Annotated in this window: 15 protein-coding genes; 10 read left to right on the forward strand and 5 right to left on the reverse strand. The window is 56.1% G+C overall.

What is annotated here, in order from left to right; genetic code table 11:
- Positions 1-151: 151 nt before the first annotated feature.
- Entirely contained in the window at positions 152-1,219 is a 1,068-nt protein-coding gene (gene trpD, locus ACNPN0_RS05220) for an anthranilate phosphoribosyltransferase (protein WP_434690463.1), read from the forward strand.
- An 85-nt stretch (positions 1,220-1,304) separates the two neighbouring features.
- Here the strand turns inward: trpD and ACNPN0_RS05225 are convergent, their stop codons facing one another.
- Positions 1,305-1,586, reverse strand: a complete 282-nt coding sequence (locus tag ACNPN0_RS05225) for an Lrp/AsnC family transcriptional regulator (RefSeq protein WP_105658354.1) — start codon at positions 1,584-1,586, stop codon at positions 1,305-1,307.
- Positions 1,587-1,750: 164 nt separating this feature from the next.
- On the opposite strand from ACNPN0_RS05225, the gene ACNPN0_RS05230 reads away from it, so the two are divergent.
- Together ACNPN0_RS05230 and ACNPN0_RS05235 are read left to right on the forward strand one after the other, a co-directional pair.
- Positions 1,751-2,347, forward strand: coding sequence for a sigma factor-like helix-turn-helix DNA-binding protein (locus ACNPN0_RS05230; protein ID WP_105661274.1), 597 nt, complete (start codon positions 1,751-1,753; stop codon positions 2,345-2,347).
- The gene (locus ACNPN0_RS05235) at positions 2,348-2,890 is read left to right on the forward strand and encodes a hypothetical protein (RefSeq protein WP_332486223.1); all 543 of its coding nucleotides are present in this window, start codon (positions 2,348-2,350) and stop codon (positions 2,888-2,890) included.
- On the opposite strand, the gene ACNPN0_RS05240 is transcribed toward ACNPN0_RS05235, so the two are convergent.
- Complete coding sequence (locus tag ACNPN0_RS05240) at positions 2,879-3,253, reverse strand: DUF3054 domain-containing protein (RefSeq protein WP_434690462.1); 375 nt, start codon at positions 3,251-3,253, stop codon at positions 2,879-2,881. The genes ACNPN0_RS05235 and ACNPN0_RS05240 overlap by 12 nt on opposite strands.
- Before the next feature lie 148 nt (positions 3,254-3,401).
- Between ACNPN0_RS05240 and ACNPN0_RS05245 the strand changes: the two genes are divergently transcribed.
- A complete protein-coding gene (locus ACNPN0_RS05245) occupies positions 3,402-4,370 on the forward strand; it encodes a bile acid:sodium symporter (protein WP_434690460.1) in 969 nt (322 codons plus the stop codon).
- Between the two features lie 149 nt (positions 4,371-4,519).
- Here ACNPN0_RS05245 and ACNPN0_RS05250 read toward each other — a convergent pair whose 3' ends face one another.
- The gene (locus tag ACNPN0_RS05250; protein WP_434690459.1) at positions 4,520-4,981 is read right to left on the reverse strand and encodes a DUF3817 domain-containing protein; all 462 of its coding nucleotides are present in this window, start codon (positions 4,979-4,981) and stop codon (positions 4,520-4,522) included.
- Between the two features lie 227 nt (positions 4,982-5,208).
- On the opposite strand from ACNPN0_RS05250, the gene ACNPN0_RS05255 reads away from it, so the two are divergent.
- Positions 5,209-5,796 carry an HAD family hydrolase gene (locus tag ACNPN0_RS05255; RefSeq protein ID WP_434690457.1) on the forward strand — a complete coding sequence of 196 codons (588 nt, stop codon included), beginning with the start codon at positions 5,209-5,211 and terminating at the stop codon, positions 5,794-5,796.
- A gap of 55 nt (positions 5,797-5,851) precedes the next feature.
- On the opposite strand, the gene ACNPN0_RS05260 is transcribed toward ACNPN0_RS05255, so the two are convergent.
- Together ACNPN0_RS05260 and ACNPN0_RS05265 are read right to left on the reverse strand one after the other, a co-directional pair.
- On the reverse strand, positions 5,852-6,319 hold the full coding sequence (locus tag ACNPN0_RS05260) for an SRPBCC domain-containing protein (protein WP_434690456.1): 468 nt from the start codon (positions 6,317-6,319) through the stop codon (positions 5,852-5,854).
- Positions 6,320-6,491: 172 nt separating this feature from the next.
- Positions 6,492-6,854, reverse strand: a complete 363-nt coding sequence (locus ACNPN0_RS05265) for a metalloregulator ArsR/SmtB family transcription factor (RefSeq protein WP_434690454.1) — start codon at positions 6,852-6,854, stop codon at positions 6,492-6,494.
- Positions 6,855-7,112: 258 nt separating this feature from the next.
- On the opposite strand from ACNPN0_RS05265, the gene zapE reads away from it, so the two are divergent.
- The 5 genes from zapE to ACNPN0_RS05290 all read left to right on the forward strand — a co-directional run bounded on the left by zapE (position 7,113) and on the right by ACNPN0_RS05290 (position 11,289).
- A complete protein-coding gene (gene zapE / locus ACNPN0_RS05270; RefSeq protein ID WP_448938847.1) occupies positions 7,113-8,225 on the forward strand; it encodes a cell division protein ZapE in 1,113 nt (370 codons plus the stop codon).
- A complete protein-coding gene (def, locus tag ACNPN0_RS05275; protein ID WP_434690452.1) occupies positions 8,222-8,863 on the forward strand; it encodes a peptide deformylase in 642 nt (213 codons plus the stop codon). Before zapE ends, def begins: the two co-directional genes overlap by 4 nt.
- Positions 8,863-9,714 carry a putative RNA methyltransferase gene (locus ACNPN0_RS05280; RefSeq protein WP_434690450.1) on the forward strand — a complete coding sequence of 284 codons (852 nt, stop codon included), beginning with the start codon at positions 8,863-8,865 and terminating at the stop codon, positions 9,712-9,714. Before def ends, ACNPN0_RS05280 begins: the two co-directional genes overlap by 1 nt.
- Positions 9,715-9,818: 104 nt before the next feature.
- Positions 9,819-10,295: an NfeD family protein gene (locus tag ACNPN0_RS05285; protein ID WP_105657869.1), complete on the forward strand. Its 477-nt coding sequence runs from the start codon at positions 9,819-9,821 to the stop codon at positions 10,293-10,295.
- Positions 10,296-10,350: 55 nt separating this feature from the next.
- Positions 10,351-11,289, forward strand: coding sequence for an SPFH domain-containing protein (locus ACNPN0_RS05290; protein WP_105657849.1), 939 nt, complete (start codon positions 10,351-10,353; stop codon positions 11,287-11,289).
- The last annotated feature ends 40 nt before the right edge of the window (positions 11,290-11,329 follow it).

Genomic DNA, 11,329 nt, shown 5'->3' on the forward strand with positions numbered 1-11,329 from the left:
GCTTCATCCGGCGAGTCTCACGAAACAATCACTTATGCAACGAAAGTGTTTCGTATTTATCCCCAGAAACTAGGCAATTTTAGCGACCTGAGCCACATCATCTAACGACATGAATTGGGTAGCGCCCCGGTGTCTGGATAGGCTTTCCCATGTGTCAACGAGCCTTGTAAACGAAAAGTTCCCGACGTGGCCAGATCTATTGGCCACCCTGATCAACGGTGGCGATCTCAGCCGCGAACAGGCCGCTTGGGCAATGAATGAGATCATGTCCGGCGAGGCGAGCGACGTTCAGATTGCCGGGTTCCTGGTTGCACTGCGATCCAAGGGTGAAACCGTGGCCGAATTGACCGGCTTGGTGGACTCCATGGTCGCCAATGCGCGCCCCTTGACTATCGATGCACAAACTTTGGACATTGTGGGGACCGGTGGCGATCGCCAGAACACCGTCAACATCTCAACGATGGCCACCCTGGTGTGCGCTGGCGCCGGCGTGAGCATAGTTAAACACGGCAACCGCGCATCCTCTTCGTCCTCGGGTTCCGCCGACGTGCTTGAAGCATTGGGCGTCCGCCTGGAGGTACCAATCGAGCGCCTTGTAGAGGTGTACGACAAGGTTGGGATTGCGTTCTGCTTCGCCAACGTCTTCCACCCCTCGATGCGCCACGTTGCCGGAGCACGCCGTCAATTGCGCATACCAACCGCTTTCAACTTCATGGGCCCGTTGACCAATCCCGCATTGCCCAGCGCATCCGCCATCGGCTGCTCCGACATGGTCATGGCACCAATCATGGCGGGCGTTCTTGCAAGCCGTGGCGTGCGTGGCCTGGTCTTCCGCGGGGATGACGGGCTGGATGAACTAACCACCACTGCAGCTAACCGCGTCTGGGAAGTACGCGACGGCAAGGTCACCGAGTTCACGTTCGATGCCCAGGACGTGGGATTCGCCCGTGCGACGCTTAATGATCTGCGCGGTGGAGATGCGCTACATAACGCAGGGGTTGTACGAGATGTCATCTCGGGGACTCCCGGACCCGTTCGAGATGCGGTCCTCCTGAACGCGGCTGCCGGAATGGTGGCTTACAGCGATACTGCTGAAGGCAGTTTCGAAGACCGCATGCGGGCGGCGATTGGGAAAGCGGCGCATTCCATCGATTCCGGTGCGGCGAAGGCGACCTTGGAAGCCTGGTCCTCAACGACCCAGGCGATCGTAGGCGCGTAGCACCGTCAGATGCCAACAAAGCCGGTCTTTGGTTCGCGATTGTACAATCGCTGAACCGAAGGCCGGCTTTGTTCGTGAAAAGTCCTTAGTCGCCTAGGCCAAGGGAAAAAGCTGCTTCAAGATCATGTTCCGAATATGCGCGGAATGCAATGTGGGTCTGGGTGCCGCGGATGCCTGGAATCTTGGAAAGCTTATTGGCAATGACTTCGGCAAGGTCCTCGTGCTTGTTGACTCGTGCAATTGCAATCAAGTCCCAGTCGCCTGCTACGGAATAGACTTCGCTGATGCCCGAGATTGCGGAGATCTGCTTAGCGCATTCAGGGATACTGTCCGTTGCAGTCTGGATCATGACGAATGCGGTGACCATCACTGTGCCTTTCGGTTCTAACTTGTCGCCTGCCAGGCGGCGGCTGATCTGGAATCAACTCTAGTCGAAAAGCAGCGAATGAGAGGCATGGGCGCATCACTCCACTTCGCATACTACAATGATTTTAATTTGTAGATTAGGATACAAAGTTTTAGAATTGTTCCATGATTGTGTTGACCATTGACCAGCGGCGTTCCCGTTCCACCGAAGATAAGGTGGAGGCTCTAGTCAAGCAAGCTAATGCTACCGTTCCAGTGGTTCGCCCCTTCCAGCGAACCGCCGGCGATGAAGTCCAAGCAGTCTTGGATAACGCCAACGAAGCAATTCGCTTGGCAGTGATGATGGCAGCTTCAGGGGACTGGAGTGTCGGCATTGGCTTCGGGCAAGTCGAAACGCCACTGCCCGAAGAAACCCGTGCCGGCCGGGGGCCTGCCTTTGAATATGCTCGTGTCGCAGTTGAGCGGGCAAAGAACACCAATGCGCATCTAGCTGTTCATGGACCGTCGCATGAAGCCACCCGTCTGGAAGCCGAGCTCCAGCTGACTGCCTGCATAGTTTCAAAGCGACGGGCCACGGCATGGGAAGCGGGCACTCTGGCCGACGAAGGCCTGACCCAGCAGCAGATCGCCCAAGAATTAGGAATCACCCAGCAGGCTGTCTCTTCTCGTCTGTCGGCCGCGCTATGGTTTGAGGCGAACCGAATGATGGATGAAGCTGCCAAATCGCTGAACCGACAGCTGAAGATGCTAAAGGAGCAGTAAATGCTTTGGATCGCTTGGGGGAGTCTGAGCCTGGCGGCGTTTGTCTCTTGCATAGCTGCCTACCTTGGTTATGCCATGGGCAAACGAGCTCGTGTCCGCGACTGGCTAGTTGTGGGCTCTGCCCTGTTCGCCATTCTCTCGGCCCTGCTGGCAGTTGCTTCTCAAACTTCGTTGGAGCAGAAAGGGCTTTCGCCGGTGTACGCGATCGTCCTGAGTTCCATCTTTGCCATTAGTTTCGGTGGCCCGTTTACGGAACTCGTTTTCCGGCTTGCTGCGAAGAATGATGTCGAGCTCCAAAAGGAGGAGTCCGACCCGTCACCGCTTCGAGGCGGGCTGTGGATCGGACTCCTGGAGCGCACGGCCATCGTTGGAAGCCTCTGGGCCGGTTGGCCGGAAGGCATTGCCGTCGTCTTGGCGGTTAAGGGTCTTGGCCGGTTCTCTGAACTGAAAAACCATCGCGCCGCCGAACAGTTTATTCTGGGGACTTTCGCCAGCGGTCTCGTCGCTGCCGGTTCCTACGGGCTCGGCCTGCTATTTACCTAGCCGCTTAGCCACCATTGAGGTAACCAGCCGACGCCCCATCAAGAATGCGCCCAGAACCAATGTCGCGACGATGATGAAGGGGAGTGCCGCAGTGGAATCCATGGCAACGCGAAGCGCAAGGCCCGCTGCTACGGTCACCACCCAAACCAGTACGCCAACAGGGAAGAGATTGTTGATCGTGGTCCAAGGCTTGGACAGCAAGGTCACGACGACGTAGGCAACCAAGAACGGCAGGGCGGTCATCAGGATGCCGCCAATGCTCAAGGCATGTTCGTGTTCACGTCGACCGAGCAGGGCGAATAGAACAATGAGAACAACGTCGACAGCCATCCACAGCGGCCACTTACGAATAGAATCCTTCATGTACTCATCATAGGTTTACCCCGGTGTCCGTGAGCAATTCGGCGTTGGCTGGATCGTTGTCGGTTCAGACACAGAAGGTCGCCGTCGAGGCTCGCCCGAATGAGCTCACGGCCGTGGTGGCCGCAGCTATTGTTCTAGCATTAGTCCTATGAAGATCTGGCCTGGCAATGCATGGATGCAAACGCACCAGATCGCCCTCTATTTATCCGCGATCACTGCCGGTTGCGTTCTCGGCCTGGCTTTGCCTGCCGCAAGCAAGGGTCTCGAGAACTCGGTTAACCCGTTCCTTGGGTTACTGCTCTACGCTACTTTCCTGGGCATGCCGCTGACCCGTTTTCCGGAGGCCTTCCGGGACATTCGCTTCATGGGTGCACTGTGCGCGGTCAACTTTGCCGTGGTGCCGCTCGTAGCCTTCGGGCTATCGCGAATAGTGGCGGGGGACCAGGCGCTGCTCTTCGGCGTGCTGCTGGTCTTGCTAGCGCCCTGCATCGACTACGTTATCGTCTTTACCGGCCTAGCCGGGGGAGACAGCCAACGGCTGCTGGCGGCCACACCGCTCTTGTTGATCTTGCAGATGCTGCTCGTGCCGGCATACCTCTATATATTTGCTGGCCCCTCGGCGATCGGCATGATCGTGCCAGCTCCTTTCCTGGGGGCACTGCTGGGACTGATCGTGCTCCCACTACTGGCAGCAGCACTCACCCAGGCACTCGCCAAACGATTTACCTGGGCAGAGCCCATCGGGGATTGGGCCGAGTATCTAATGGTTCCGTTGATGATGGGAACGCTATTTAGCGTGGTCGGCTCACAGATCTTCACGGTGAGAGCAGGCCTGGGTCAACTAGGGCTGGCCATTATGGTTTTCGCCCTGTTCATCTGCATCATGAATGTCCTTGGATACTCCGCGGGGAAACTCTTCAAGCTGCCCACCGCTTCACGGCGGGCAGTTACTTTCAGCGGCGTCACACGCAATTCTCTGGTCGTGCTTCCCCTGGCCTTGGCTTTGCCCGCGGAGCTGGAACTAGCCTCTGCCGTAGTCGTTAGCCAGACCCTGGTAGAGCTAATTGCAATGTTGGTGATGGTTCACTACGCACCTAAACAAGGCACCACCAAGTAGTTCTAGCCTTACCCTGCTATGTCCGGATTAAACAGAATTTGCCTGGCCAAGAACACATGGAAGTGTCCGGGCCAGGCACATTGGATTGAGGAGTCAGGGCATTCAGTGATGCCCAGGCGAAAGCAGGCTGCTCCTCATAGAATCCATGATTAGTGCTCGCCACCTGGAGGGCCAATGAAAAGCATGGTCGAGAAGATACCGGCAATAAGGACGAATAGCAGGACCGTGGTCAGCGCCGGGCGGGCAACAAGCCAACGCATCGTCGCGTCGGTCCACTTGCGATCATCTGGATGATCGGTTGCTTCGGTACGCCAGGTACCTTCCAGCTTTCCCTTGCGTTCCAGCCACTTGTCGTAAGGAATGGTCAGATACGGGACGACGGCGGTCGCGGCAGCTCCAATGATCAGCGACTTCCTCCAGCGCTGATTCATGCCAATGAGCACAGCCATCGTTGCATAAGTCAGGAAGACAAAGCCGTGGATGAAGCCGGCAATGGAAACAGGCCAATCACCAACCTTGACGACGTACTTCAAAATCAATGCGATGATCAGCATCGTCCATGTGACAGCTTCAGCGCGGGCAACAAGACGGTACAGGGCGCTTGGAGACATAGGGTGTTTTCTGTCCTTGAAGGTAGATAGGGGAGTAGTCCGGGAACTCGGTCAAGTACTAGCCTATCTGGCTCCAGGGATACCGCCGACATCTTGCCTTGGAACATGGAGTTCCCGGTTGACGCAGCACCTGCTTGATTTCTAGGCAGGCCCTTGCTGCAGGAAAGGCACCGGATGCACTTGGACCCAGGTGCCCCAATGCGCCTGAATCTGGCAGGATGGCACCCATGATCCACGCAGTAGTTTTCGATTTGGACGGAGTGATCCGCAATTTTCCCGAGGCCGCCACTGCTGACGTTGAAATGGAATATGGGTTGCCATCGGGCACTTTGAACGCGGCGGCTTTCGACCCTGCTCGCCTGGAACGACTCACTACAGGTAAAATATCTCGTTTGACATGGATCAAGGAGATTGGGAAGAGCGTTGGATCCACGGAAGCCGCCAACGCATGGGGTCTCATAGAGCCCGTTGTAGATCGCGATGTGCTGCAGCTACTCGACGATCTGCAACGTGCAGGTATCACCACCGCCATTCTCACGAACGGCAGCGACACCATTGACATCGAACTTAAACGGCAAGGAATCGCCACCCACGTCGCCCGAGTATTCAATTCAGCAAAAATCGGTTATCCGAAGCCAGACCGACGAGCATTTCTGCACGTAATCAACGCCCTGCACCTGTGTGCAAACCAGATCCTCTTTACCGACGATTCCGCCGGGAAACTTGTCGGGGCGACCGATCTCGGGATCCACACACATCACTTTGCTTCCGCTACGGACTTGAGGTCGGCATTGACCAGGCGCGGTGTACTCTAACCGGATCGATCATCGTTTGGAATAACATCGAGGGGAGTGGCAAGAGGAAATCGCCCTAGTTCTCGAATACCTCCTGATAAACGTCCCAGAATTGATCCATCGAACGCGGAGCCCCAAGCAGGACGGCCTCCAGATACATGAGATGCGTTTCCCATCCCGCCAGGTAATTCGAGACGCCAACGCTGAGTTTGGAGTGGCTCAGCGCAAGTTCAGCTCCGAAGAGGCTCGACTGCAGAGTCAAACTAACCTCCGACACAGATTCCTCCGGAAACTTCCAGGACATCAAGAGTGCGGATGCTGGCTCGACCTGTTCAATCCGGCTCTCGCAGATGTAGTTTTCCGCATGCTCGATCTGCACAGTAGAACCCACGTCAAGGCTGCCAGCGATGTGAGTTCCCAGCCAGAGCGGCAATGCCTGACGATCGATCATTGCGTGCCAAAGCCTGTCGGTCGATACGCCGAAGGACCACCTGAGATCCACAGATCCCGCCGAAGCGTCAGCGAACTTTCGAATGATGGGCATGAAAGGAGCCTACTTCGATGTACTGGACATCCAGCACAAATGGCTGCAGTGAGACCCTGCGTGGGGAGTCGGAGATTTCCACTACTTTACATAATGTAGATTATCGGCTTGTTAGCAATGTCGCTGGAAGTAGCCTTATTCGTCCATTTACGCCTCGGATCTCCAAGGCCGCTTACTGCTCAGCTTGTTGACGCTGATCCTGCAAATCCAGCCGGTGCCTCGCGAAGTCCAGGGTCTGCCGAATGAACTCGCGCGATCGTTCATCATGCATCGAGTAGATGACATGGCGGCCGGACTTCCTCGTTTGCAATACACCGGCTGTCCGCAGCTTGGATAGCAATTGGCCGGCAACCGTTGGACTAACGCCGATCAGCTGCGCCAAATCGGACAGGGAAAGATCGTCCATGGACAGCGCCCAGAGCATCTGGAGCCTTGCCGGATCCGACAAGGTTTTGAGTACCGTTGCCGACATGTCCAAAAGATCGCTGGAGACGATCTCGTCTTCAGCCGTTGGGACAATGAATTCGCTGGTCATCTCACGCGCTCCCTCTCCGCATTTCGCCCGCCCTGGTCCGATTCAACTGCTTCAACCCAGCTCTGTGGGTGTGTCCATTATGGCCACGGATCAAGATAAAGCGATAGGTATGCTCAAAATTCACAAGACTAAACAGGCTCGTAGCCATCTTGGGGAGCACTCCCCTATTTAAATCATCCGTTTCGAAATAAATCGAAGACTTATTGACTAGGCACTCTAACGTCGCCTCGGCACCGCAAGGCGTCCCTGCAAGCTGGAATGGTGGCGATTGCATCACAGAAGATTGGCCGCGTCTGCGCTCAGTGGCAAAATTTAGATATGGCTAATCCGTTGCTACGCATTCCCCACGGGAATAAGTACGCTCTTCAGATCCGCGAAACTCTCAAGCTGCAAGGTATCGAAGTTGACCCGGTTCAGAGTGATCTGATCGACCTTCTAGGCCGTACTTTGCGTACGACGATGACGGCAAAGCACCCTGGCGTCTACATTTATGGCCCTCCTGGTCGAGGCAAAACCCTCATCATCAATACCTTGGTCTCGGTGCTGCCTGAAACCACGACAGCGCGCTTCCATTTCCACGAGTTCTTCCAGCGCGTGAATTCCCCGGTCAACCGTGTCCCCGGCCAGCCGCTGGGCGCGATTTTCTCGCAAGGGCTTGAGCGCGAGCTAGCTGGACTGCAGTTGCTGGTCTTCGATGAGTTCCATTGCACCGAACCTGGCGACGCGATGTTCATGGCCAAGCTCATTCGGCATTGCACGGAACACGAGATCCAGCTGGTCACTACGTCGAACTACGGGCCGGAGAAGCTGCTTGACGATGACACGTTCCATCACCTGGTTCAGCCAATTATTGACCGGATCCAACGGGACTTCACTGTATTCTCGCTGGATCATTCGGTGGACTACCGACAGCTCGCCGCCGATCCCGAGCAGGTCTTGGACGGGTATCGGAGAGGCACGCTAAATCTCTTCGAAGCACCAGGCGAACTGCCGGTCCACGATACGATGATCCAGATCGGCTACGACGAAATCGGGCCAGTCCATGTGAATGCGGATGAGATCTGGATCAGCTTCGAGCAGATCTGCCGAACCCGCCGCAACACTGCCGACTATTTGGATTTGGCAAGCCGGTATTCGCGCTGGCATGTAACCTGCATCCCAGCTAGTGCCACCATGCCAATGGATGAGGAACGCCGATTGGCGAATCTTATCGATATCTTCTACGACAAGAACGTGGAAGTTCATCTGTACGCCGCAGACAATCTGGGCAATCTTGGACACATGCTGCATGACACTGAAAAGGCCCGACTCACCTCGCGCCTGGCTCAACTTCAGCTCAACGAATACGAACGGACTAGCGCTTGCCGATGAACACCCAGTACACCGCACAGGACATCGAGAATATCGTTCGAGAAGTCCTGGAGACTGCAGATGAGAACCTCATACTGCCTATTGTCCAGCTGGGACATCCCGTTCTCCGCCAGCAGGCGGTGGCCTACGAGCAGCAGCTTCCGCAGGAACTGCTCGAAGAACTCCTTGAAGCAATGCGCCAGACCATGTACGACGCCCCTGGCGTAGGACTCGCCGCTCCTCAGGTGGGTATCCCCCTGCAGATTGCCGTGCTCGAAGATCTCTATCCCATTCCGGAAGAAGCTGCCTCGCACAGAGAGCGTGAGCCGCTGGAGTACTTCGAGATCTTCAACCCCGTATATACGGCATCAACAGAGCGCGCGGCAGTCTTCTACGAAGGTTGCCTGTCTTTCGAAGGATTCCAAGGCGTAGTGAGCCGGCCCGCCGATATCACCGCCACTTATAAGGACCGGGACGGCCAGGAAATAACTCGAAGCTTCTCCGGTTGGCAGGCCCGCATTGTCCAGCACGAAACTGATCATCTGTCGGGCACTGTCTATATCGACAAAGCACTTACCCGCTCCTTGATTAACGAATCCGAACTGTGGCGCCATGAAAGCATGGACGTTGCAACGGCACAAGAGGTTCTGAAATTCTAATGTTCTCCGGCACCACGAACGTTACTTGCCCGGTCTGCGAGCAACCCCTTGGCTTCGAGGAAACTCGGGATAGAACCCTGAGTTGCGAAGCCGGGCATCGTTTTGATGCCGCCAAACAGGGTTACTTCAACTTCCTTACTGGCAAAGGAACGAACTTCCTCGAAGACACCTCGGCCATGGTCCAAGCCCGCGATGCTTTCCAGTCAAAGGGACATTATGAGCCACTGGCGCGCGCGCTGTCCGAGCTGATCAATGATCATCACGACGGACATTCGCTTGACGTGCTGGATGCGGGCGCAGGTACCGGCTACTACCTGGGGAAGATTCTAGAGAACTCTCCTGCTGCTGAACTTGATGCTTTGGCTCTGGACATCTCCCGCTTTGCCATGCGTCGTGCCGCGAAGGTTCCAAGCACGCTCGCTGTGGTCTGGGATGTCTGGCGCAAATTGCCTACTGCCGACCGATCACGCGATGTGGTGATCAACTGCTTCGCACCGCATAACCCGGCAGAGTTCCAACGTGTACTGCGTACTGGTGGATTATGCATTGTCGTGACCGGCGAACCAGATCATCTCAACGAAGTCGTCGACCCGTTGGGCATGCTCACCGTAGGACAGGGCAAGCAAGCCGCCTTGGTGGAAAAATTTGCGGCTGAAGGCCTTAATCATCTCGGATCCAAGAATCTGACATATCGGATGAACCTGAATGCGGACGATCTCTATAACCTTGCATTCATGGGTCCGTCCGGACACCACCTCTCCCCTGAGATCCTTCATCAGCAGACGCTGGCGTTGGGTTCCCAGCCTGTAACAGCTTCCTTTGGAGTACACGCATTCGTCACGCAGGGCTAGAAGATACCCCAAAATGACTACACCTTTTATCTGCCTTCTACGGCAGAATGTAGGAAAGACCAGTTACGACTGGTCAATGTCCTAACAGAATTTAGGTGAATGCCATGACAACAGCCGAATGGATCATCAGCAACGCTTGGGTGATCTGGCTGGCACTGTTCTTGCTGCTGGCGATCATCGAGATGCTTTCTCTTGATCTCTACTTCATCATGCTCGGCGTAGGTGCCCTTGGTGGTGTAGCGGTCGCACTGCTCAGTGGACCCATGTGGTTGCAGGTCCTTGTATTCTGCGTCATTTCATTGTTGATGATCTTCCTGGTTCGACCTATTGCGGTCAAACATTTACGGAAATCACCCGAGGGCTTCCGCACCAATATCGAGCGATTAATCGGTGCGGATGCACTTATTCTCGAGCCGACCTCGCGCATGTCGGGTTCGGCCAAGATCCGTGGAGAGATCTGGACCGCCCGTGCTGAATCCAGCGTTCCGACGATGAATCCCGGCACCTATGCCGTGGTTTCACGTATCGACGGGGCAACTGCATACCTCACCGCGAAGTCCCCTGACCCTGCAAACGGCTAGCTAGCCTGACGCCCCCAAATTCATCACTACTGCACAAGGAAAGAGAGTACGAACCATGAATTCAGATGGTTTTGGCTTGACTATTGTGCTTGTCGTTCTGGCAATCTTCGTGATTGTCGTCCTGCTGCGCAGCGTGCGCATCGTGCCGCAGGCACGTGCTGGCATCGTTGAGCGCCTCGGCAAGTACAACCGAACCCTAAATCCCGGTCTGACAATCCTGATCCCCTTTGTGGATCGCTTGCTGCCGCTGCTGGACCTGCGTGAACAAGTTGTTTCCTTCCCGCCGCAGCCAGTTATTACCGAGGACAACTTGGTAGTTTCGATTGATACCGTGGTCTACTTCCAGATCACCGAGCCGCGTGCCGCGACGTATGAAATCGCTAACTACATCCAGGCCGTAGAACAGCTGACCACCACTACGCTTCGTAATGTCGTCGGTGGCCTGAATCTGGAAGAAGCCCTGACTAGCCGCGACCAGATCAACGGCCAGCTGCGTGGTGTCCTTGACGAGGCAACCGGCAAGTGGGGCATCCGTGTTTCCCGTGTCGAGCTGAAGGCTATCGATCCACCGCTGTCCATCCAGGACTCGATGGAGAAGCAGATGCGCGCCGAGCGTGACCGCCGTGCTGCCATCCTGACCGCTGAGGGCACCAAGCAGTCCTCCATCCTGACTGCCGAAGGCGCACGCCAGGCTTCCATCCTCGAAGCCGAGGGCGATGCCCAGGCCGCAATTCTGCGCGCTGACGGCGAGTCCCAGGCTATCCAGAAGGTCTTCGATGCAATTCACGCCGGCAAGCCGGACCATGAGTTGCTCGCCTACCAGTACCTGCAGACTCTGCCGAAGCTTGCCGAAGGCACTTCGAATACCCTGTGGGTGATTCCAAGCGAACTGACCGAAGCACTCAAGGGCATCGGCGGAGCGCTGGGCGGCAACGGATCGGGCAGCAAGCCTGCCACTCCGGAATCGCCATCGGCCCCAGGTAGCAACCTGTAGCAACAGCTGGTTTAGAACCGATTAGCCGTCTGCGGCGAGG

The organism is Glutamicibacter sp. AGC84, assembly GCF_053543575.1.

Bases quoted from the DNA above. Each gene is read 5' to 3' on its own strand.
- zapE (WP_448938847.1), top strand. From the start codon at position 7,113: ATGGTGGCGATTGCATCACAGAAGATTGGCCGCGTCTGCGCTCAGTGG.
- ACNPN0_RS05240 (WP_434690462.1), bottom strand. From the start codon at position 3,253: ATGAAGGATTCTATTCGTAAGTGGCCGCTGTGGATGGCTGTCGACGTT.
- ACNPN0_RS05230 (WP_105661274.1), top strand. From the start codon at position 1,751: ATGATTGTGTTGACCATTGACCAGCGGCGTTCCCGTTCCACCGAAGAT.
- ACNPN0_RS05290 (WP_105657849.1), top strand. From the start codon at position 10,351: ATGAATTCAGATGGTTTTGGCTTGACTATTGTGCTTGTCGTTCTGGCA.
- ACNPN0_RS05265 (WP_434690454.1), bottom strand. From the start codon at position 6,854: ATGACCAGCGAATTCATTGTCCCAACGGCTGAAGACGAGATCGTCTCC.
- ACNPN0_RS05245 (WP_434690460.1), top strand. From the start codon at position 3,402: ATGAAGATCTGGCCTGGCAATGCATGGATGCAAACGCACCAGATCGCC.
- ACNPN0_RS05225 (WP_105658354.1), bottom strand. From the start codon at position 1,586: ATGGTCACCGCATTCGTCATGATCCAGACTGCAACGGACAGTATCCCT.
- ACNPN0_RS05250 (WP_434690459.1), bottom strand. From the start codon at position 4,981: ATGTCTCCAAGCGCCCTGTACCGTCTTGTTGCCCGCGCTGAAGCTGTC.
- ACNPN0_RS05280 (WP_434690450.1), top strand. From the start codon at position 8,863: ATGTTCTCCGGCACCACGAACGTTACTTGCCCGGTCTGCGAGCAACCC.
- def (WP_434690452.1), top strand. From the start codon at position 8,222: ATGAACACCCAGTACACCGCACAGGACATCGAGAATATCGTTCGAGAA.
- ACNPN0_RS05260 (WP_434690456.1), bottom strand. From the start codon at position 6,319: ATGCCCATCATTCGAAAGTTCGCTGACGCTTCGGCGGGATCTGTGGAT.
- ACNPN0_RS05285 (WP_105657869.1), top strand. From the start codon at position 9,819: ATGACAACAGCCGAATGGATCATCAGCAACGCTTGGGTGATCTGGCTG.
- ACNPN0_RS05235 (WP_332486223.1), top strand. From the start codon at position 2,348: ATGCTTTGGATCGCTTGGGGGAGTCTGAGCCTGGCGGCGTTTGTCTCT.
- ACNPN0_RS05255 (WP_434690457.1), top strand. From the start codon at position 5,209: ATGATCCACGCAGTAGTTTTCGATTTGGACGGAGTGATCCGCAATTTT.